The organism is Pararhizobium sp., assembly GCF_965279435.1.
Classification (GTDB): Bacteria; Pseudomonadota; Alphaproteobacteria; order Rhizobiales; family Rhizobiaceae; genus Pararhizobium.
The window spans coordinates 19,732-41,475 of sequence record NZ_CBDIHY010000002.1; the positions used below are offsets into that span (position 1 = coordinate 19,732).

At 57.7% G+C, this 21,744-nt stretch carries 18 protein-coding genes and 2 pseudogenes; 3 read left to right on the forward strand and 17 right to left on the reverse strand.

All coding sequences use genetic code 11. The features are described from left to right. Positions 1-7: 7 nt before the first annotated feature. The gene (locus ACQY8Q_RS01635) at positions 8-796 is read left to right on the forward strand and encodes a MurR/RpiR family transcriptional regulator (RefSeq protein ID WP_428424030.1); all 789 of its coding nucleotides are present in this window, start codon (positions 8-10) and stop codon (positions 794-796) included. A gap of 155 nt (positions 797-951) precedes the next feature. Here ACQY8Q_RS01635 and ACQY8Q_RS01640 read toward each other — a convergent pair. Then, positions 952-1,527: pseudogene (locus tag ACQY8Q_RS01640) on the reverse strand (zinc-binding dehydrogenase); the annotation flags it as partial. Between the two features lie 82 nt (positions 1,528-1,609). Between ACQY8Q_RS01640 and ACQY8Q_RS01645 the strand changes: the two are divergent. Next, positions 1,610-2,669 (forward strand): IS630 family transposase gene (locus ACQY8Q_RS01645; RefSeq protein WP_428424032.1). Its coding sequence is split into 2 segments (ribosomal slippage): positions 1,610-2,103 and positions 2,102-2,669, totalling 1,062 coding nucleotides; the frame shifts between segments, so codons are not numbered across the junction. Between the two features lie 320 nt (positions 2,670-2,989). Here ACQY8Q_RS01645 and ACQY8Q_RS01650 read toward each other — a convergent pair. The 6 genes from ACQY8Q_RS01650 to ACQY8Q_RS01675 all read right to left on the reverse strand — a co-directional run bounded on the left by ACQY8Q_RS01650 (position 2,990) and on the right by ACQY8Q_RS01675 (position 10,359). Next, positions 2,990-3,568: a tyrosine phosphatase family protein gene (locus ACQY8Q_RS01650; protein ID WP_428425500.1), complete on the reverse strand. Its 579-nt coding sequence runs from the start codon at positions 3,566-3,568 to the stop codon at positions 2,990-2,992. 225 nt (positions 3,569-3,793) lie between these two features. After that, positions 3,794-4,681, reverse strand: a complete 888-nt coding sequence (locus tag ACQY8Q_RS01655; protein WP_428424034.1) for an inositol monophosphatase family protein — start codon at positions 4,679-4,681, stop codon at positions 3,794-3,796. Between the two features lie 90 nt (positions 4,682-4,771). After that, positions 4,772-5,902 (reverse strand): ABC transporter ATP-binding protein, encoded by a 1,131-nt coding sequence (locus ACQY8Q_RS01660; RefSeq protein ID WP_428424036.1) that lies wholly within the window; start codon positions 5,900-5,902, stop codon positions 4,772-4,774. Positions 5,903-5,933: 31 nt separating this feature from the next. Further along, complete coding sequence (locus ACQY8Q_RS01665) at positions 5,934-7,163, reverse strand: ABC transporter substrate-binding protein (RefSeq protein WP_428424038.1); 1,230 nt, start codon at positions 7,161-7,163, stop codon at positions 5,934-5,936. Positions 7,164-7,209: 46 nt separating this feature from the next. Then, positions 7,210-9,045 (reverse strand): ABC transporter permease, encoded by a 1,836-nt coding sequence (locus ACQY8Q_RS01670; RefSeq protein ID WP_428424040.1) that lies wholly within the window; start codon positions 9,043-9,045, stop codon positions 7,210-7,212. A gap of 279 nt (positions 9,046-9,324) precedes the next feature. After that, positions 9,325-10,359 (reverse strand): LacI family DNA-binding transcriptional regulator, encoded by a 1,035-nt coding sequence (locus ACQY8Q_RS01675; protein ID WP_428424042.1) that lies wholly within the window; start codon positions 10,357-10,359, stop codon positions 9,325-9,327. 158 nt (positions 10,360-10,517) lie between these two features. Here ACQY8Q_RS01675 and ACQY8Q_RS01680 point away from each other — a divergent pair. Beyond that, a pseudogene (locus ACQY8Q_RS01680) lies at positions 10,518-11,211 on the forward strand (IS6 family transposase). Between the two features lie 20 nt (positions 11,212-11,231). On the opposite strand, the gene ACQY8Q_RS01685 reads toward ACQY8Q_RS01680, so the two are convergent. The 10 genes from ACQY8Q_RS01685 to ACQY8Q_RS01730 form a co-directional block, all read right to left on the reverse strand. After that, entirely contained in the window at positions 11,232-12,500 is a 1,269-nt protein-coding gene (locus ACQY8Q_RS01685; RefSeq protein ID WP_428424044.1) for a Zn-dependent hydrolase, read from the reverse strand. Next, positions 12,497-13,339 (reverse strand): BtpA/SgcQ family protein, encoded by an 843-nt coding sequence (locus ACQY8Q_RS01690; protein WP_428424046.1) that lies wholly within the window; start codon positions 13,337-13,339, stop codon positions 12,497-12,499. Before ACQY8Q_RS01690 ends, ACQY8Q_RS01685 begins: the two co-directional genes overlap by 4 nt. Then, on the reverse strand, positions 13,336-14,253 hold the full coding sequence (locus ACQY8Q_RS01695; protein WP_428424048.1) for a ribokinase: 918 nt from the start codon (positions 14,251-14,253) through the stop codon (positions 13,336-13,338). The genes ACQY8Q_RS01690 and ACQY8Q_RS01695 overlap by 4 nt, the downstream gene beginning before the upstream one ends. A 3-nt stretch (positions 14,254-14,256) precedes the next feature. Continuing rightward, positions 14,257-15,027, reverse strand: coding sequence for a glutamine amidotransferase (locus ACQY8Q_RS01700; protein ID WP_428424050.1), 771 nt, complete (start codon positions 15,025-15,027; stop codon positions 14,257-14,259). A gap of 29 nt (positions 15,028-15,056) precedes the next feature. Further along, positions 15,057-16,145: a phosphotriesterase family protein gene (locus ACQY8Q_RS01705; RefSeq protein WP_428424052.1), complete on the reverse strand. Its 1,089-nt coding sequence runs from the start codon at positions 16,143-16,145 to the stop codon at positions 15,057-15,059. A gap of 1 nt (position 16,146) precedes the next feature. Then, positions 16,147-17,172 (reverse strand): ABC transporter permease, encoded by a 1,026-nt coding sequence (locus ACQY8Q_RS01710; protein WP_428424054.1) that lies wholly within the window; start codon positions 17,170-17,172, stop codon positions 16,147-16,149. Continuing rightward, a complete protein-coding gene (locus tag ACQY8Q_RS01715) occupies positions 17,169-17,966 on the reverse strand; it encodes an ATP-binding cassette domain-containing protein (RefSeq protein WP_428424056.1) in 798 nt (265 codons plus the stop codon). Before ACQY8Q_RS01715 ends, ACQY8Q_RS01710 begins: the two co-directional genes overlap by 4 nt. Positions 17,967-18,047: 81 nt before the next feature. After that, positions 18,048-18,989, reverse strand: coding sequence for an ABC transporter substrate-binding protein (locus tag ACQY8Q_RS01720; RefSeq protein WP_428424058.1), 942 nt, complete (start codon positions 18,987-18,989; stop codon positions 18,048-18,050). 127 nt (positions 18,990-19,116) lie between these two features. After that, positions 19,117-19,659 (reverse strand): helix-turn-helix domain-containing protein, encoded by a 543-nt coding sequence (locus tag ACQY8Q_RS01725; protein ID WP_428425502.1) that lies wholly within the window; start codon positions 19,657-19,659, stop codon positions 19,117-19,119. A gap of 831 nt (positions 19,660-20,490) precedes the next feature. Continuing rightward, the gene (locus ACQY8Q_RS01730; RefSeq protein ID WP_428424060.1) at positions 20,491-21,738 is read right to left on the reverse strand and encodes an enolase C-terminal domain-like protein; all 1,248 of its coding nucleotides are present in this window, start codon (positions 21,736-21,738) and stop codon (positions 20,491-20,493) included. Between the last annotated feature and the right edge of the window lie 6 nt (positions 21,739-21,744).

A 21,744-nucleotide genomic window follows, 5' to 3' on the forward strand; every position in this document is an offset into this window, starting at 1 on the left:
GGGTTTCATGCTCGATCTGATCAGGCAGTCCCTCGCCCAATTCACACCCGCCGAACGCAGGATCGCCGAAGCGATCCTTGACACGCCAAGCACGGCCATCACCTGGTCGATTACCGATGCCGCGCGCATCGCGAAAGTCAGCGAACCGTCGATCATCCGCTTTTGCCGGCGGCTCGACTGTGACGGTTTCCCGGATTTCCGGCTGAAACTTGCCCAGCAGCTTGCTGTGCGCCAGGCGCCGGTGAGCCCAGCGGAGAACGGCAGAGACCCCTTTGCCGGCCTCGTCGACGACATCTTCAGCCGCGCAGCCGAATCCCTGCGCGAGGCCCGCCACGACCTCGACCTCGAAGCGCTGCGCCGCGCCGTTGATATGCTCGCAAATGCCCGGCGCATCGATCTCTACGGCTATGGCGGCTCTGGCTTCCTCGCCGCCGAGGCTCAGCATCGCCTCGCCTCGCTTGGTATTGCAAGCGTTGCCTATGCGGACCCGACCCTGCAGATGGTCTCCGCCCCGCGCCTGACGGCACAGGATGTTCTCTTCGTGCTCTCCTTCTCGGGGCGTACCAGCTATCTGATTGCAAATATGGAAATCGCCAGGAAGGCCGGCGCACGCATCCTTTCCATCTCTCCCGGCAGCTCCATTGTTGCTTCGCTCGCCGATGAGAATATCAATCTCAATGCCTACCGCGCCTCGGGCCAGGCCCTCATCGTGCCAACTGGCCGCGCACCGATGTACGTGATGCTCGACGTACTTTTCGCCCTGCTCGCGCAAAAATGCGATGGTGTGGTGGAGTAGATCCAGAATGGTTGCCTTGAACGGAGATGAACTCACGACCGCGCCGCAATCGATGATAAGCAGTTGCCGCTTGTTTCAGCGAGAAGCGGTGCGAGCCACCTCTCGCTTTAAACTGTAACGTGTGGAGGGACGTTGCGGTCAAAATTGATGCCGTTTCAATAGTGAACCACTGACCGGATAGACTTGCCGTCAAGCATCAGATCAAATGCGTCGTTTATCGCATCCAGCTCCATCGTGTGGGTGACGAAAGCGGCCAACTCGATGTTACCGTTCATTGCGTCCTCCACCATCACTGGCAACTGCGTGCGACCCTTGACGCCGCCGAATGCCGTGCCTTTCCAGGTGCGCCCGGTAACAAGCTGGAATGGCCGAGTGGAAATCTCCTGGCCGGCACCGGCAACGCCGACAACGATCGATTGTCCCCAACCCCGATGCGTACATTCCAGCGCCGCCCGCATGACGCTGACGTTTCCAATACACTCGAATGAGTGATCAACACCCCATCCGGTCATCTCAAAGATCACCTCCTGGATTGGCTTGTTATGATCCTTCGGATTGATGCACTCGGTGGCACCAAAACTGCGCGCAAGCTCGAATTTCGACGAGTTGGCATCGATCGCGATGATGCTGCCAGCCTTTGCCTGCCGGGCGCCCTGAATCACCGCCAGTCCGATCCCACCCAGACCGAAGACGGCAACACTATCACCCTGCTGCACCTTGGCAGTGTTATACCAACCGTCACTGAGTGTGACTCTCTCGAGGATTCCATCAAGCCGACGAATCTGAATCTCTGGCGCAAACAGGAGGTTTGCGATGGGTTCAGCGATTTCTTTGCGACCGGATTTCAATGGGTTCATTTTGCGGCGTCTGGCTCGGCAGGCGCGCGATGCCGATCAGGCGCGGCGTCTTCTGGCGCTCGCATCGATCTATGATGGCGGCTCGCGCGCCGATGCAGCTCGGGTCGGCAGTGTGACAGTTCAGATCGTGCGTGACTGGGTGGTGCGCTTCAATGATCGTGGTCCCGGCGGCCTGATCAACGGCAAGGCTCCGGGCAAACCTTCTCTGCTGAACGACGATCAGCGGGCGGCCTTGGCGCAAGCCATAGAACGTGGGCCGACCCCGTATCTGGATGGCATCGTTCGGTGGCGTCTATGTGATCTGGCGCAATGGATTTGGGAAGAATTCCGCATCTCGGTGAGTGAGGAGACCCTGGGCCGCGAAGTGCGTGCCATGGGGTATCGCAAGCTCTCGGCTCGCCCAAGACATCATGCGCAGGATGCCGAGGCGGCTGAGACATTTAAAAAACTTCCCCATCGCTGTGGCAGAAATCGCTGCCGGTCCCGCCAGTGGCAAAGTGATCGAAATCTGGTTCCAGGACGAGGCTCGTATCGGGCAGAAGAACAAGATCACCCGCCGCTGGGCCAAGCGTGGATCAAGGCCATCCGCACCCCATGACCAGCGCACACGCTCAGCCTATATCTTCGGCGCGATCTGCCCCAAGCAGGGCAAGGCGGCCGCTCTCGTCATGCCCTGGTGTGACACCCATGCCATGAACCAGCACCTGACCGAGATATCCCGCAACGTCGCAGACAACGCACACGCCGTCCTCATCATGGACCAGGCCGGATGGCACATGTCCAAAAATCTGATCGTTCCCGAAAACATCACCATCCTGCCACTGCCGCCCAAATCGCCGGAGTTGAACCCCGTCGAAAACATCTGGCAGTTCATGAGGGACAACTGGCTCTCAAACCGCGTCTTCAAGTCCTACGAGGATATCGTTGACCACTGCTGCTACGCCTGGAGAGCGATGCAGGAGCGCCCATCGAAAATCATGTCCATCGGCCGACGCCTATGGGCGCAAGGGTTCTGATCAATGACGTTTGGTATTAATCTGACATCACCCCGTCAATGTCACGCTCAGGATTGGGAAAACTAGATGCGAGTTCGTTGCAAGAGTGGCGATGAACCGGCGGCTTGACAGCGAATGACATTGGGGGGCACGAGCATGCCGAATCTCGCCCCACCAGGCGAGCCGAGCCTCCGCAGGGCGACTAAAGAAAGCTGAACTGCAGTATGTCTCGCTAACGTTGAAAAGTCGGGGCAACGCGATGACGCCGCAGGCAGCGAACCGCAAGCTAGGCGCCACCGGATAGAGAATCGATCTTGGCGTGCATGTTTGAGAAGCCTAGCTCAGGCCACCATTTCAGCCATCTCGACCTCAGCCCGGCGGCCAATATTGATTATAAAATCAATATAATAAGGCCTTGCTACAATCTGCCGCCCGTAATGACGGCGTAGAGCAGCGATAAGACTGCCACCACGATCAAGCTGTTCATCAGCAAGACGAACCATTAGTGAGCTCGGCCATGCCTGAGGACGGATTTCAGCTAGCCGCCTGAACAAGCTTTCGGAATCTTCCTGCGGATTTCCTGTCGCCAGGAGTGTCAGCATAGCCGCTGTCGAGCGGGAGACGCCCTTGTGGCAATGCACCAAAAAATGCCCGCTTTCGGCATCGGCCGTTCGCAATTTCAGGCTCTCCCCGAGACGTATGATCTCGTTGACATGGCCTGATTGCGGCATGATCTTGTTTGGTTCCGGATCAATGATGTCATGAAAGCGCAGTGTTGTACGGCAATGCGCAGGATATGCTTCGAAAGCACCTATCTCTGGATGATCGGGGTCAAGAATCGAAAGAACATGGGTCACCTCCCGGTCCCTCTGGGCAGGAAGTTCCTCAATTCCACAAATAGTTAAGGCGGGAAAATTCATTGTTGGCACGACTGTCCTTCTGCATTTTACGATGTTATCGGAATTGCTGTCTTGGCCGGGTCACGTCATGCCGGACCGCCACGGGAATGAGTGAATTCATCGGTTGTTGGATAGCGGCCTGCCGCACTCCACGACGTGCGTTCGGTTGACTGATCTGGCGATTGCGGGTTAACGCACGACAGCATCCACCCGCAGGCACGCATATCCGGATTGGTAAACCTCGTTTCATCCTTGCTGATTCAAAGCGTTGACCCGATCGGGCTTCGCTGAATGAACAGCGTCAGCAGCAACGTCGAACAATGCCTCTTTAAGAGTGTGCCAACTGTCTTTATCGGGCGCGCAAAGAATGCCTCCACTATGCGTTGCCGCATTGTAGGGCGAACCGTCGAAACGCGCGGAGTATCCACCTGCCTCCCGATGAATCAGCCAACCGGCAGCGTGGTCCCAGGGCATGATCTTGCCCTGGAGCAGGAAATGATAGTGTCCAGCCGCAATCATGCGGTATTCGTGCGCTCCACTGCGATAACTCGGCGCTGCGCGCACTTTCGCAAGATTGGTCAGAACCGTTGTTTTAACCGGTTCCACGAGCTGGTTCCATGCAACACAACCAGTCATGTCGTGGAGGGGGGCGGACGCCGCCACCTGTAGATCATTGTGCCTGCCATCGGGCGTTTCAATCCATGCGCCCTCGCCGCGCAACGCAATGGCGACGTCATCCCCGACGGGGTCCAGGATGAAGCCCGCAATTACCTCGCCTTTCGTGGCCACCCCGATGATGACGCCAAATAGCGGCAACCCAGCTGAGAAGTTTTTGGTTCCGTCGATTGGATCCACAATGAACGCAAACTCTGCTTCCGCCAGGCGATCCAGCAATGCCGGATTGGCAGCAGCAGCCTCCTCGCCGACAATTGTGGCGCCGGGGAACCGCTCACGCAATTTTGCCGTGATAGCCACTTCCGCGGCAACGTCCGCATCCGTCACAATGTCATGGATCGAGGTTTTAAACCGAATAGCGCCTGGCGGCAGGTTGCGCCAGCAGGGTAGAATTTCGGTAACCGCCACCTCACGCATAATCTGCACGACGGCTTGGGCATCTCTGGTGGTAAAGATCATAGGATATTTCCGTTCTTGGGCGGCGCTACTGACTTTGCCACGGCCTGATATTGGCTGTCCGTACGACAGCGGCAGTCACGGCCCCTCAGACTAACCGCCGGTATTTCGCCTGTATTCTCGCACTGACGGCTTCTCCGGCACGCATAATCTCTCAGACTTGTCGAAAACCAAAATATGCTCTCGATTGAAACTTACCCACACTTCCTCTTGGCCGAGCCCCTGGGCGAACTTGGGAATGAGGGCCGTGACCGGATGTCCGTTGACCGTGAGCGAAACGATTGTCTGCGATCCCATCGGCTGCACGATATCCACCGACGCTGCGACCGCGCCGGCGACGGACTTTGGGTGAATCTCGACGTGTTCCGGCCTGATTGCAAACGTCACCGGCCCATCGACATCAAAACCTTCTGCCATGGGCATACTGAAGCCCTCAAATATCGCCCGCGGCCCCTGCGCGTCGCCGTCCATGTGACCGGGAAGGATGTTGATCTTTGGGTCACCGATGAACTCGGCGACAAACAGATTGGCCGGCTGGTGGTAGAGTTCATGTGGGGTGCCCTGCTGCGCGATCATGCCACCCTTCATCACGACGATCACGTCCGACATGGTCAGGGCTTCGACCTGGTCATGGGTAACGTAGATCGTTGTCGCTCCCAGATCGGCATGCAGCTTCTTTAATTCCCTGCGCATTTCCGTGCGCAGCTTCGCGTCGAGGTTCGACAAAGGCTCATCCATCAAAAGGATCGAGTTGCGCGCCGCAATTAGTCTCGCAACCGCGACACGCTGTTGCTGCCCACCAGAGAGCTCGGAGGGATACCGTTCCTCCAAACCCTTTAACTGCACCTTGGCAAGGGCGTCCTCGAGCCGGTTGCGCACTTCACTTGCTGCCATGCGTGCCTCGGTCAACGCCAAGGTAATGTTGCGGGCCACCTTCATGTTCGGCCACAAGGCGTAGCTCTGGAAAATGAAGCCAAGTCCCCGCTTTTCCGGAGGCACAAAAATGCCTTCGGCGCTTGAATAGATACATCGCCCACCGAGCGAAAGCGTGCCGGCCGAGGCCTGCTCCAGCCCCGCAACGATGCGCAGTGTTGTCGTCTTGCCGCAACCCGAGGGACCCAGCAATGTCACGAAGCTGCCTTTCGCAACTTCCAAATCAAGGCCAGGTATGGCCACGTGACTTCCGTAGGTCTTGGTTATAGACCTAAATACAATCTCGTTCATCGAGGCTCCCCCAGGTTGGGCCAGGTCATGTTTAGTTCGCCCGCGAGAGCCAGAAGTCGTTGAGCTTGGCGGAATTGTCACGGACGAATTCCGGCGTTGCTTGCCATTTGATTGCCTGCGGCCAGTTTTCGCCGGTGGGTGGCATAGGAACGTCGTTGCGTGGAGAGAAAGTGCCGATCCGGAAAAAAGGTCCCATGCCCTGGAGCAGCTTGCCGGATTCCCCTTCGCGGAAGGGCGGCTTAAACTGCGAGTCCTTGTTGATATCCTTCGAGCCCATCATGTACGCAATGAACAGCTTCGCGGCATTCGGATGTGGCGCCTGCCCGGCGACAGCGACAAAGTTCGGATAGGTGATAATCCCTGAGGGAACCAGATCGTAGGCCGCAACATTGACGTAGCCATCAGTATCGTTGCGGCTCAGATATGCCATTGGCGCCAGCGTAATCGGCGGCATCTTTTGGCCGGCCTTACCGGATGCTTCTGCGATCTTTCCGCTGTTGGACTGGATCACAACATCGTTGGCAAGGATACGATGCAGAAACTCGTATCCAGCATTTTCAACGCCATCGGACAATTCGATCTTCTTGCCGGAATGGGCCTCGTAGGCCTTGGCCAAGTCATCGGAGCGCTCGACAAACGCAGCAAGTGCCGTCGTCGTTGTTGCCGATCCGATGGGCGCCTTCATGACGAAACGGCCCTTCCATTTGGGTTCCGTCAGCTCCCAGATATTTTTGATAGGCGGGGTGGCATTCGCTTCGCCATTATAGGTAATCGCGAAGGCTTCGATGTTTTGAGTTAAAAGCGGCTCGCGGTATTTCTCATCGATCCGGTCCTTGAGATAGGCAGGAACGTAGTTGACGATGTTCTGGTTTGGCAGCAGGTCATACACCATTTGCTGCGTACCACCGGAATAGACCACATCGACATTATAGATGCCGGCCTGATGCTCGCTCAGTACCTTTTCAATGGTTTTTTCAGGCCCCAGTGGGAATACCTGCACCTTGATCTCGGGATAGGCCTTGGCGAAATCCTCGCCCGCCGCCGTCATTGTCGTGGCCGAGGAATAGACGATCAACGCCCCTTCCTTTTTCGCTGCGGCAACAACCTCGTCCCAGTTTTCCCCGGCCTGATAAGCGCCAAGCTTGGCATCCTTGAGCCAAGTCTCGAACTCCGGAGAGCTTTGGGCCCAGGCAGCGCCCGCCATCGCTGCCGCAAGGCCCACGCCTACGATTAATGTCAGATGTCTTGCTTTTACAAACATGCCAAATCTCCCTCTTCTGGCGTTGAGTATCGGTTTTTTGGTGTGGTCAGATCACCGCGATGTTCGCCTTGCGCGCGATGGCGCGGGCAAGGAAGTTGATTGCGATGACGAGAACGACGAGCAAAGTGGAGGCCACGCCCACCAATTGTTCGAGCCCGCCGATCTGATAATTGTAGATCGCGCCTGCGAGCACATTCGTTGATGGGGTCACGAGCAAAATGATAAGGGACAGTTCCCGCATGATGCTGACGAAGGCCAGCAACATGCCGGAAAACAGGCCGCCGCCAACGATCGGAACGACGATGCGGATCATCCGTTTGGCCCAGCCTATGCCTTGGACCTGAGCTGCTTCTTCCAGCGATTTATCGAGTTGAAGCAGGGTCGAGATACTGGTGCGGGTGATGATCGGCAGCATCTTGACCGTGCAAATCAAGACGAGAAGTGTGAACGTTCCATACAATGCCGGAAACGGACCGATGGGCCGCGCAAACAAACCGATATAGATCGCGCCGAAGGCCAAAGCCGGGAAAATGTACGGCATGAAGGAAATGGTCTCCAGCGCCCTTGAACTGAAGGATCCCCGCGTCCGAACCACGACATAGCTGATCAGGACGCCGAAGAACCCTGCGGCAAGCGCCGCAAGAAACGAGAGGCGCAGGCTATTCCATGTGGACGCAATGATATCGGCGTTGTCGACAAGCGAAGGCTGGTTGATCGCCATACCTTCGGAATTGCCGCCGATCCAATAGTACAGTGTAAGGTTCGTGAGGTCGTAGTTACCAACCTGCTTGATCAAGGATTGAAGCACGAGCAAACCGAGCGGAAAGACAACTGCTGCCAGGAGCAGAAGACCGATGAGTAACAGCGCGGGCCATCGCCACGCGCCAAGCGGCGTCGTGCGGGTACGGAAGCCCTTGCCTGTCAGAGTAACAAAACTCTTACGGACACCAATCATTCGCTGGTTGATGTAGATGAACAATCCTGCGAGCAAGACCAGAACGAGGGCCAAGAGGAAACCGTCCCCCGTATTGCGCATCCCAATCGCTGCATAAATCTGCGTCGGCAGGACATAGAAGCGCACGGGCATACCAAGAACTGCAGGCGTGCCAAAAGAACCAACGACGCGGATGAACGTCATCACCACGGCTGAGCCGATTGCCGGCAGAAGCAAAGGCATCGTGATCATGAGCAGCTGCTTGCGGCGTGACAGGCCCGCCATGGCGCCAGCCTCTTCCAACTGGCTGTCAACGTTTGCAATCGAGGTTGAAACCGTAAGATAGGCGTAGACATAGTAGTGAAGTGAAAGACAGATTACGATCGGGACCGCACCATAGGCCAGCGAATCCGGCGGTTGAACGCCCGTCAGATACGCGAATACGCCAGGCGAGCCCCCAATGCGTTCGTTCTTGAAAAAAATGAGCCATCCCAAGGCCATCACCCAGGACGGCAACATGTAAGGGATCATCACGACAGTATGCAGCGTGCTGCGGAAAGGGATGTCCGTGCGCACGACGAGCCACGCCAGCGTTCCGCCGAGCGCAAGACAGACACCCGTCGCCGCGAACGCCGTTATCAGCGAATTCAGAAAAGGCTTGAAAAAGAGCGCCGCAGACATGGGGCTACTGAACACGCGTTCATAATGGAAAAATGTAAAGTCCCCAACTTTTGCCCCGGGCAAATAAGCCCGGTCATATTGCTGGACCGTCAGCGTTTCTCGTATCAATTCAATGAGTGGGACTACGATCAAGGCGACAAGGGCAAGAGTCAGAGCAAGACTGAGCCAGCGCTCCACCGAAATCCTGGAAAACCGGAAACGCAACGCTGCCAGCGCCGAGATTTCGTGGCCCGTATTTTCATGACTTGCCGCCCGCTGATTGAGCAAGATCCCCTCCCATTATTCTGCTAACGAAGGACGGCACCATAGTATGGCCCCCCCTGCCGCCTCCGTGCAGAAACAATGTACGCGATTGCAATTTGTGTCAATAATTATGGATGAAGATTCAAAAGTATAAAAAATAAGCCGAATAAATAGTATTAATGGGCAATAATTTTCCAAAATATCTTACAAATTAGAATTTTCATCCGAAATTGGTGATATTTTTTGTACGCGGTTGCAAAAGAAACCTTCGAAAAACCCGTTCCTGGCGGCCACGACTTCAGGTCAGGTCTGATGAACCTTTACGGTGCCGCGCTCGATGAGCTCGACGGGGATCAGGCAATGGACAGGTACACCACTGGCGTGGTCGCGCTCGATGGCTTCGAGAATGCTCTCGGCCATTGCATTCTGTTTACGGCGGATAGTCGTCAGCTGATACGCGTGCCAATTTGCCTGGGGAATATCATCGAACCCAATGACACTCACATCTTCTGGTACTCTTTTTGACAGCGCCCGTGCTGCATCAAGCAGTCCTATCGCCAGCAAATCCGTTACGCAGAATACGCCATCGATATTGCCGTTCTCCAGCAACTCAAATCCCGCACGTTTTCCGGCATCGTAACTGGGCTCCTCCATAGCCCAAGGAATCGTCTTGATACCTGCCTTTTGCATGTGGGCAATGAACTCCGTCCGGCGGCGAAACTGGCTTGACGTCCTGCGCGCGCTGACAACAGCGACTTGCTTACAGCCTGCGGCAATCAGGCGGACGGCAGCCAAGCGGGCCCCCTCCGCATCATCGCTTACGATATTGTCGACCTCATCATGGTGGCTGCGATCGACCAGCACCATTCTGACGTTGTTACTCATGCACTCTTCAATGATCGCCTCCGGGGGAGTACCCGACAGGACCACCACCGCACGCACGCGGAATTCAAGGATGAGTTCAATGAGTTTGGAGATATCTCCCGCGATGGCCGAGGCGTTCAGAAGCAGGCACTGCATTCCCTGGCGAAGAAGGACACCACTGAGCTGATCCAGTTGATGAGACATATGAGGGCTGCTCATATTTGCAACGACGACCCCAACCATATTGGAGTGCCCTCCACTGAGGGTTTGTGCCAGCCGGTTGACCCTATAACCAAGCGCCTCCGCCGCGCGGATGACGCGCTGGCGCGTCTCTTCCGAAACACTGGCACCTTGGGTGAAGCTGCGTGACACCGCCGCACGCGATACCCCCGCCAAATCAGCCACATCCTGAGCGGTGACAAAAGCCTGGGGGGTCTCTCTGCGACCGCCAACGCCTGACGGTTTCTTTTTCATTAGAGCATCCTTGGGCTACACGGCATATCCCCCTTTGGGATTGTCGCCGTCGAATGTCAATCCAAGGCGGATCAGATACCCAACGCGGGCATCGTAACATTAACCGAGCGGCCATCGAAATATGGGATCTGGCGTCATGACCATTAGCTCGTGATCCCATTTATCGTCGTCACCGATTTCCAGCCGACGTGATCGCCCATGCGGTTTGGCTCTCTTTCCGCTCTCCGTTGAGCCTACGAATAGTCGAAGATCTGTTGGCCGAATGCGGCATCATGCTATCTCATCAGGCGGTGTGACTTTGGGCGGAAAAATTCGGCAGACATGTTGCCTCTGAAATACGGAGGCAATCAGCCGGCAGGCTCGGCGATAAGTGGCATCTCGACGAGGTCGTCATCGCCATCCAGGGAAGGAAGCACTGGCTGTGGCTGGCCATCGATCAGGATGGGCTTGTTCTCGACGCCTTGGTGCAAAGTCGCCGCAATGCCAAAGCTGCAAAACACCTGATGCGAAAGCGCCTCAAGGGTCAAGGCCGTTCGCCTCGTGTGATTATCACGTTCAAGCTCCGATCCTATGGCGCCGCAAAACGCGATATCATGCCCGGCGTCGGGCATCGCTTGCACAAGGGCTTGAACAGGCAAGCCGAGAATTCCCATCAGCCGATCCAAAGACGGGAGAGGATCATGAAGCGGCTCAAGTCAGCCCGACACCTTCCGCGTTTCGTATCCATCCACGACCCAATCGCCAAGCTCGCGCGCATTCCCCGCTACAGTATTCCATCCGCACACCATAGAGAGCTGCGAGCCGCTCGCCATACAAACATGGCCCGATACCGCTCACTTTCACGCTAAATGAACGATAGCGATACGCCCACTTTAAAGCCTGAGCGCGTTAACTTTACGATACTTCGCAACATCCAGCACGGTTTCAAGAAGCATCTGTGCCCCCGCCGTGGCATGCCGGGGTTCGACATATTCCGCCTCGTTGTGACTTAAACCGTCCCGGCAGGGCACGAAAATCATGGCGGCCGGGGCTATCCGAGCCACGTAAAGTGCATCGTGAAAGGCCCCGGAGACCATGTGTTTGGCCGCTAGTCCGAGATGGCGTGCCGCCCGCTCAACGCTGTCGATCAGACGCTTGGAAAACTCCGCCGGCATCATATCGAATGTCTTGTGGATCCCAAGCTCACAGCCATGCTGCGCGGCAGAGGACTGAAAGGTCGCCAGCACGTGTGCCTCGACTGCGGCAAGGCGCTCGGCATCCGGATGGCGTAAATCGACGCTGAGGCTAACGGAGCCCGGAATGGCATTGACGGAACCTGGATGGGCGGCGATCCTCCCGACGGTAAAGCGTGCGCTTTCATCGCCAGGCATGATCGTCGCGTACAGGCCGTGCAACGCTGCATTCACGGCCATCATCGGATCGCGCCGGAAGGCCAGCTGGGTGGTCCCGGCATGCGCCGCTTGCCCTTTGACCGTAATCTCAAGCCAGCGAGTACCCTGAACCCCGGTGACGATACCGATCGGGATATCTTCATTTTCCAAAGAAGGCCCCTGTTCGATGTGGAGTTCCAGGTAACCAGCGATGGGAAATCCGAGCGCCCTCGGCTCAGCTATGGGCAGAGCCGCGAGGGTCGCTGCCAGTGCATCGCGCCACAGCACGCCATCCGTTCCCTTGGCATCGTGCCAACTTTGCGGGATATTACCCTGCGAAAATGCCATAGAGCCCATGGCCCCTGGCGCAAACCGGCTGCCTTCTTCATTGGTCCACGCCACGACTTCGATCGGTATATCTGTGACTATTCCGGCGTCCTCCAGCGTCTCCAGAACCTCGAAAGCACCGAGCGTTCCGAGAGCGCCGTCATAACGGCCCCCGGTTGGTTGACTGTCGAGATGGCTGCCGATGAGAAACGGCGCGCGATGCCCGTTTCGGCCATCGCGGCGAATGAATAGATTAGCCAAAGGATCCTGGAAAACACGGAAGCCGCGTTCCAGCGCGAGGTCAGCGAGAAGCGTGCGGGCAGCCTGGTCTTGCGAACCAAGCGCCTGCCGGTTGACACCGCCTGCTGGCGTCGCGCCGATTGCGGCGAAGTCGTCAAGCCTCTTCAGCAGACGCGCGCCGTTGATCTCCACTGAAGGTATCATTTCTTTAGTCCGGCGATGAAGGCCGTGACCCGCGCCTTCTCGACCTTGTTCCACCAGACGCCGTCATATTTCAGCGAGCTTGCGACAATCACGCCATCGACGATGTCGAGGATATCACGGGCATTGTCGGGCGTGACACCGCTGCCGACCAGAGTCGGCAGGCCGGCGGCCTCCTTGATCAGGCGGATATAGCCGAGATCGGCGGCATGACCGGTTCGCTGGCCGGTCGCAATCACCGCATCGGCATCGAAGAAGACCAGATCCTTGACCTGTTCTTCCACCGGCCGGTCGGCGACGATCGCGTGCGCGCCATGCTTCACATGGGCATCAGCAAAGATTTTGATGCCGCTAGCGCGAAGTTTCGCGCGGTAGCGCATGGCGCGAGCCGCCTCGCCCTCGATGAAGCCTTCGTTGGCGACATAGGCATTGGCCCATTGGTTGACGCGCACGAAGCCGGCACCGCTGGCACCGGCGATGGCAAGAGCGGGAATGGCAGCGTTGGCCAGGACGTTGATACCGATCGGGCGGCCGAGTTCGCGGCGGATGCGATCGGAAATCACGGACATGTAGGCGGCGGTTTCGGGGCCGATATCATCTGGCTTGGAGAAGGGAATGTCGCCGTGGTTTTCAACGATGACACCATCGCAGCCGCCCTCGAGATAGGCGCGGGCATCGTCCAGGCCTTGGGTGTAGATGTCCTCGACAGCCTCACCATTGTAACGCGGCGCACCCGGCAGAGGTGCCAGGTGCACGACGCCGATGACAGCTTTGCTACGGCCGAAGAGGGACGTGATCGCATCGCCGGTGCCCGGGCCGACCGGTTTTGAGGTCTGTATCATGGGTGTTCCGTTTCTGATGTTTTGATGAGAGCTGATAGTTCTTTGGCTGTTGGACAGGAGGAGAGTGTTCCGGGCCGTGTCACCGCCAGCGCGGATGCCTCGACTGCGATGCGGATGGCACGTTGCGGATGCACTCCCCTGGCCAGGTAGCCCGCAAAGATGCCGCACAGCACATCGCCGGCGCCGCTGGTATCGATCGCCGAAACCTTCGGAGCTTCGATATAGACTGGAGCCGCGTTGATGCCGGTCAGAAGAAGAAGGCAACCTCTGGAGCCGAGTGTGACGATCACCCGGCGCGCACCAGATTCGATGATTCTGGCCGCGGCGAGAGCCGGTTCGCGGGAGCCAGAAATGGCTTGAGCCTCACCTTCGTTGACAATGACGAAGTCCACATTTGCGAACTCGGGCGGCTCACCTGCCGCCAGCGGGCTGGCATTCAAGATTGTCGTGAGCCCTTTGGCCCTCCCGGCCCGCAGGCAGGCGCCGGTCACCACACCGGAAAGATTGCCCTGCATGACCAGCACATCGTCCGGCGCGATCGTATCGAGAAATTTGGTCTGTGCGAGGGGATCAAATGCCAGAGCGCAGGAGACACCGCTAAGAATGATGTTTTCACCAACAGCATCGACAGCAACGGTCGAACGGTCGGTCGGTAGATCGAACTCCGTCAGGCAGGCGCTATCGATCTCGCCGGTCAGTGTTTCGCGAATCCAGGCGCCATTGCCATCCCGGCCGATTGCGGCCCAAAGCGTGACAGGCGCACCGGTGCGCGCCGCAGCTACGGCCTGATTGGCGCCCTTGCCGCCGAGGCCGTCGGCATGGCTCACCGCATTCCGCGTCTCGCCCGCTTCTGGAAGGCGGTCGAGACGGAAAGTGGTGTCGATGCAAGCATTGCCAACGACATGGACGCGCATGGCTCAGGCTTTCGCCGTTGCCCAGGCAAGCATCTGCTCGAACAGGGTCTTGTAGCCCGGCCAGGCGATGAAGCTCGATGGCAGCCAATGCGGACCGACGTCGGAGGTCCAGGCGACGGTGCGGCCCTTGCCGTAGGTACCGGTGACCAGCAGAGGCTGCGAACCGTAATCGGTCGAGACCGTCGCCAAAACTTCGGCGCCGTCCTTGACTGTCACTTCATTGTAACCAAGCAGGACCGGCCAGTCTGTACCAAGACCTTTGAGGATCGGGTGACTTTCCTTGGCGGTGACGACGGGCGCAAAGCCTTCCGGAACCTCGACGCGGTCATCGACAGACAGGCATGAAACCGGCAGCACGTCCTCGACCGGTGTCCTGTGGTAGCGGGCGCCGCCATTGATGCCTTGAAAGCTGTAATAGCCGCCAAACATCAGCAGGGCGCCGCCATTGCAGACATAATCACGCAGCAGGCGAAGACGGTTTGGTGTGGTCTTCGAGTGGATCCATGTGTCGGGATGCAGCAGAAGCGTGTTGGCGCCGATATCCGACAGGATGATCGCGTCATAGGCAGACAGCGCTTCCAGCGATTGCGGAAAATCGCGCTGGGCCTCGTGGGCCGGCATGAACTGCACATCAAACGGGCTGTCTTTCAGCGCAGCCAGCAGCTCGTCGGCGCCGGTATGATAGGTGACGGTCGGAAACTGGTCGAAACCCTTGATGTGGGTTGCGGTAGAAACCCAGGACTCACCTGCGAGAAGGACTTTGGACTTGGACATGGAAACTCCTTGGACTTTATTGTCAGCGCTCAGAGAACGCTGGAGAAAACGGATTTCGGATTGTCGATCAGCATCCGGTCGATAGCTTCCTGATCAACCCCGTGCCGCTTCAGGCGCGGCAGGAAATGCTTCAGGATGAAGCCGTAGCCGAAGCCGCCGTAGCGGGTGAGCATGATTTTCAGGAACACGTCCTGCGAGAGCAGAACGCGGTCACTGTAACCCATATCGATCAACGAACGGATCGCGCGGGCGTTCTGTTCGTCGGACGGCGACTGGGCGTCCTGATCGGCATAATAGAAATCCATGCCGATCATGTCGTATTCGAGAAAAGCGCCACGCTCGGCCAGCGCCTTCTGATACGGCAGATCGTCATGGCTTGGGTTCATGTGGCAGAGAACCGTGTGGCGCAGATCAGCGCCCTCCTCCTCGACTATATCGAGGACCTCATGCGCCAGCCGCTCCCAGCCGGGCAGGTGGATGGAAAGTGGCACGCCGGTGATTTTCGAGGCGCGGGCCGCAGCCCGCAGCGACTTGCGTTCCTCGGACGTAAAATCCTTGCTGACGCCAATCTCGCCGATAATGCCGGCCATGACCTCCGGCTGGGTCCCGCCACCGCCGACATCGTTGACGATGAAGGCCGCCACTTCGTCGATATCCATGGCTTTTAACCAGTCCGGATGGCTGAATTCTAGGTAGAAGCCAGTGCCCATGACGATCTTGAGACCGGACATTTTTGCGATGCGGGCGAGTTTGACGGGCTCGCGGCCGATGCCGATGTTGGTGGTATCAACGACCGTATGACCGCCCAATGCCTGAAACCGCTTCAACTCCGACAGTGCCAGATCGCTGTCGTCGAGCGAAACGTTGTCGCGGTTCATATAGGGGTTCATCCGCAATTCGCCGATGATCTCCATGCTGACCTTCTGCTCGCCGATGGCCTGGGCTTCCGGGTGGCAGGGGCAGCGCCAGGATTTGGCGCCGTCGAGCAGGATGTGCTCGTGCATCAGGGTGATACCCATCTCGGCGACCGGCACCGGACCGAGAACGGTCATCACTGCTCCCGTCTTCACGCCAATCTCCGCGCGCTCTCTGGGCACTGTATCGAACAAATGATCCATATCACTTGCCCCTGACTGCGCCCCGGAAGAGGCGGAAGTTGAGCCAGACGGCGATCAGAATGATCGTGCCGGTGACAATGGGCGTCAGGAAGGGTGACATATGGGCAAGGATCAACCCATTGGCGATGACGGCAACGGTTAGAGCGCCGAGCACGGTGCCAAGGATTGTGCCCCGTCCGCCGAACAGGCTGGTGCCTCCGAGAACCACGGCGGCAATGACTTCAAGCTCAAAACCCTGGCCCGCATTGGATGACCCGGAACCGAGGCGGGCGGTGACGATGATGCCGGCCAATGCTGCCGCAGCACTGGAGAGGATATAGACGAACATCGTCGTGAAGCGCGTGTCGATGCCGGCGCGGCGCACGGCCTCGGTATTGGCACCGATGCCGGTGACATAGCGGCCGAATGGAGTTTCGTTGAAGACGATATAGGCGACCAGCAGCACCACGAGGGCGATCAGCGCCGGCACGGGAACACCGAGAAACCAGGATCGGCCGATGACGGTGAAGAAGCTCGCCGGATCGACCGGGATCGAGTAACCGCCGGTAATCAGCAGCGCCAGGCCACGGATGACGGACAGGCCCGCCAGCGTGACGATGAAGGCTGGAATGCGCTCATAGGCAATGAAGAAGCCGTGGATGGCGCCGATGATGACACCGAGCAACAGCATCAAGAGAATGACCAGTGGCCACGCGATCCCAGCTTGCAAGGCCGTTGCCGACAACGTGGCGACCAGCGCCAGCACCGAGCCGACCGACAAATCGATGCCGCCGGTGGTGATGACGAAGGTCATGGCGGCAGCAACGATCAGGAGCGGCGCCGACTGGCGGATGATGTTGAGCAGGTTCGGCGCCGTCAAGAAGGCATCGGTTATGATCGAAAAGACAACGCAGACGACGAGAAAGAACAGGGCAATCGACACGACGCTGCCGTTTGCCAAAAGCTTGTCCCAAAGCGTTGCCTTGCGCAGACGGGAAGGCGAAACGTGAGAACCGGCATGCCCGGTTTGGCTTGAGGGCATGCTCATGCGGAAACTCCAGTTTCATTGCCGTGCCGGGCGGAACGGGCCGAAAATTTGCGCCCGACGATCAGGTTGACGACTTCCTCGATGCTGGTCTCGCCGATCAGCCGTTCGGCGACGTTGCGCCCTTCGTACATGACTTGGATGCGATCGCAGACGAGGAACAGGTCCTGCAGGCGGTGGGTGATCAGGATAACGCTGACACCGCGGGCACTGACCGTGCGGATCAGTTCCAGCACGGCTTCGACCTCGGCCACGGCAAGCGCTGCAGTCGGCTCGTCCATGATGAGCACCTTGGGCTCGAACGAAGCGGCGCGGCCAATAGCGATCGATTGGCGCTGGCCACCGGACAGGTTTTCGACCTTCAGCCGCGTATCGGCAATGACGATACCGAGACGATCAAGCATATCGCGGGTAAGCCCGTGCATCTTCTTGTTGTCGAGGAACGGCACACCGAGAATGCGGCGGCGCGGTTCGCGGCCAAGGAAGAGATTGCCAGCCACATCCACGGTGTCGCAGAGGGAGAGGTCCTGATAGACCATCTCGACGTGGGCGCCGCGCGCATCGGCCGGCGATGAAAAGGAAACGGCCTTGCCGTCGATCTCGATGGTGCCGCTATCTGGAATGACGGCGCCGGAAAGCACCTTGCTCAGCGTCGACTTGCCGGCGCCATTGTCACCGACCAGCCCCAGCACTTCGCCGGGCTTGAGGGTCAGCGAGACATTGTCCAGCGTCTGAATAGGATTGTAACGTTTCGAAATACCGGTCATCCGGACGCGGTATGGTGTGCCGTCGGTCATGATGGGTTCTCCCCGATTGCCTGAACGGGCATGGCCAGTTTCCTAAAAACCGGCCATGCCGCGATGATGCGGGAAAAACCCTTACTTGAACATGTCCTTGAACTGGGCAACGTTGTCCTTGGTGACGATCGTCACCGGAACATTGATGATCGGATCGATGGTTTCGCCCTTCTTCAGCTTGACCAGCGCTTCGACGGCAGCCTTGCCTTCACCGGCCGGATCCTGCTGAACGACAGCTGTGACCCAGCCTTCTTCGATACCCTTGGCGGCCTGTGCCGTCAGGTCCCAGCCGAAAATCTTGACGTCCTTCTGACGTCCCTGGCTTTCGACAGCCGAAACGGCGCCGATCAGCTGCGGTTCGCCGGTGGCGTAGATCGTCGTCATGTCGGGATTGGCGGTCATCAGGTTCTCGGCAGCCCCCAGCGCGATGTCCTGCTGGTTCTGGCCATCAACGGTGTCGAGGAAAGTAACAGCCTGGCCGCTATCGGTCACAGCCTTCTTGAAACCGTCAAGCCGCTGGTTCTGGATGAAGGAATTGAGGGCCCCGACAATGCCGGTCTTGGCAGTGCCGGACATATCGGACTTCACATAATCGGAAAAAAATTTGCCGATATCTTCGCCAGCCTTGGCATTGTCGACACCGATGAAGGAGATGTTGTCTCCGTCCGGGATCTGCGCGTCGATGGCGATGACCGGAATGCCGGCCGTCTTGGCCGCTGTGATCGCGGGCTTCACGCCATTGACGTCGATGGCGACGAGAATGATGCCATCAACCTTCTGGGTGATATAATTTTCGATCGCGTCGTTCTGTGCGGCAGGCACGTTGTTGGCATTGAAGATCACCAGCTTGGCACCGGCGGCATCAGCAGCCTTCTGCGCACCGTCGTTGATCTGGTTGAAGAACAACGCCTGCTGGTTGATGGTGACGAGCGCAAACGTATCTGCGCTGGCGGACGCGGCGCCGAAAGCAAGTGTCATGACGACGGCTGCGGTGCTGCGGATCAAAAGTCTGGAAAGGCGCATTCGGGTTCCCCTTGTTTTCGGAAAGGCCCGTAGCCGGGCTCATCAAGCGCTTGAGCGCCAGGACATAATTCAAGAGACTTGAATTTTTGTCAAGTCTCTTGAATTTAACTTTTCGAAGGGGGCTTACTCAGAATGTGGCTGGCGTATTAACCCAGAAGATGCTGGCGCGCTCACGGCCGGTATTGCGATAATGATGCGGCAGTTCGGAGTTGAAGACGAAGGCGTCGCCGGTCGCAAGCATGAAGCTCTTGCCATCGACAATCAATTCGATTTCACCGGCAAGGAGATACCCGACCTCTTCTCCGGCATGCTGGATAGGCCCGGCGCTTTCACCCTTTTCCTCGATGTGATGGATATTGCACTGAAGCAGATGCCCGGCCGAGTAGGGAATGATCCGCTCCAGCGAAATCCCCTCGCCGCGCCGCAAAGGATCCAGTGCGATCAGCGGTCGTGTCCCGGCCCGAAAGATGATCCCCTCCTCCCCATCGGATTCCTCAAACATCCAGCCGATATTTGTATCGAGCGCACCAACCAAGCGGTGCAGCATGGGCAATGACGGCGATGCCTTGCCGTTTTCAATTTTCGACAGCAGACTTTCGGAGCAATTGGCGGCATCCGCAAGGGCCTTCAACGTCATCCCCCGCGTCTGACGCGCAAGCCGCAAACGCATCCCCAACCGGACTGGATTGGCGGCCTGCGCATCATCACTATCGGCAACTACCGTCGTCAATCCAAGCCCGTTTTTCATGCGATCTTTGTCTTCTATTGTTAGGAGCGAATGCGCCCAGGTGCCTTGCAGTACAGCTCTCTTCGTGGAAGCCAACCGTGATTGAGATCACGATTACCATTCCTCTTTCATCGCAATCAAGTCACTTGAATTTATTGCTGGTCTGAATGCCCCAATTCCCCTATTCAAACAAGCCGCAGAATCTAAGCGGCATGGTCATAGTTGCGCCTTCTGTCAAGGTACCCCTTCGCCTAACGGCTGTAAGGCCGAGGGAACAGAAATCCGAGCGGGACATGGTTGGGCCTCGCTTGAATTATCGACGCCGATAATAGGTACCGCCAAATTGTTTTGGGGCTTGGTTGCGACCGAGATCACATCCGTGAAACCCTCGGACCACAGTCGGTCATCTGAAGCTCTGGCGCCATCGCGAACCAAGACAACAGCGGCAGCTGATGGCGTGTCGGTGGTCAGCAATCGGGTCAAGACATCCTGCAGCATCTCTTCAATTTCAGTTGATGCAACTGCAAAGCACAACCTTATCGCAGGCAGTTGTATCCGGACGGATAGATTTTTGCGGAATCTAGCTCACAGGATTGAGACAGAACAAGCGTAGATTGTATTTCCATTTTGCGGCACAGTAAACATTCCGGCCCCGCTGATAAAAAGCCTCAAATAACAGAACCGCACCTGCCTGACTTCATGTAATTCTCTTCATCAGCCTTTATGGACATGTGCCATCGGATCTTCTGTCTGCGTCGATGCGACTCTATCGATTCAATAATCGACAATGCGTGCGTCCTCCGGATCGGCCCAGCGTGTGTTCGGCACCGTTGAAAACCAGCCTGGGCGTGAAGGGTCGCGGTCGTAGAGATATCCACCGAGTGCTTTGTAAAGTTCGGCATAAGTGCCGAGCTTTTCCCGATCGATCTCGACGCCAAGGCCAGGTCCTGTGGGAACGGCGATCCTGCCATTTACATACTTCATCGGCCCACCAATGATGATATCGTCGACAAGCTGGTGGTAATGCGCATCCGCCGTAAAAACGAGGTTTGGCAAGACGGCGCCAAGATGCAGCATCGTCGCGAGCTGGATACCGAGTTCGCCCGAGGAATGCACGGCGATCCCCAGTTGGAAAGTCTCGCAGACCGCAGCAGCCTTGACGCAGGCCCGAATGCCGCCCCAGAAGGTCGTGTCGAGCAGGATCACGTCGCATGAAGGGCTCAGGACATTGGTCGCAAGCTGCTCGAAGTTGACGACGACGGTGTTGGTCGCAAGCGGCATATGGGTATTCTCACGCACCCGCCGCATACCGTTGAGACCCCATGTCGGATCCTCGAAATAGTCGTTGTTGAGATCCTCGATACCCTTGGCAAAGCGGACAGCTTCCTCGACGGTGAAAGCGGCGTTTGGATCGTAGCGCACGCTGTCCGTTCCAACGGCCTTCGCTAGCTCTCGATAGACCTCAAGCTCGTAGCCGGGTGGAAAAACTCCGCCTTTCAATTTGTGCGCCGTAAAGCCGTGCGTCTTCTTCAGGCTGAGCGCCTGTTCAATTAGCTGTTCGGCCGTGCGGATTTCGCCAGTACCTGTATCTTTGTTTGGCAACCGGAAGAACAGATAGCTGGCGAAACCCACCTCGTCGCGCATCTTGCCGCCAAGGACGTCGTAGGCCGGAATGCTAAGAAATTTTCCGATGATGTCGATACAGGCAAATTCGATGGCCGCGTACATTTGGGTGCGATTGTTGTAGAGGCTGGCCGTCGGATTGCAGATTTTGAAGCGGAGTTGCTCCAGTTCGAAAGGGTCATGGCCGACAAGATAGGATTTAAGGGCAGCAAACGCTGCCTCGGCGCTCTCACCTCCGCCTCCCATCTCGCCGAGGCCGACAATGCCGATATCCGTCTCGACCTCAATGATTGTGCGCACGAAGCGGCCCCAATGGGCGCCGTTGGAATGCCTGAGGGGCGCTTCGAGCGGAACCGTCACGGTGGTGGCGCGAATGTCGGTGATGATGGGCCGCTTCATGTCTGG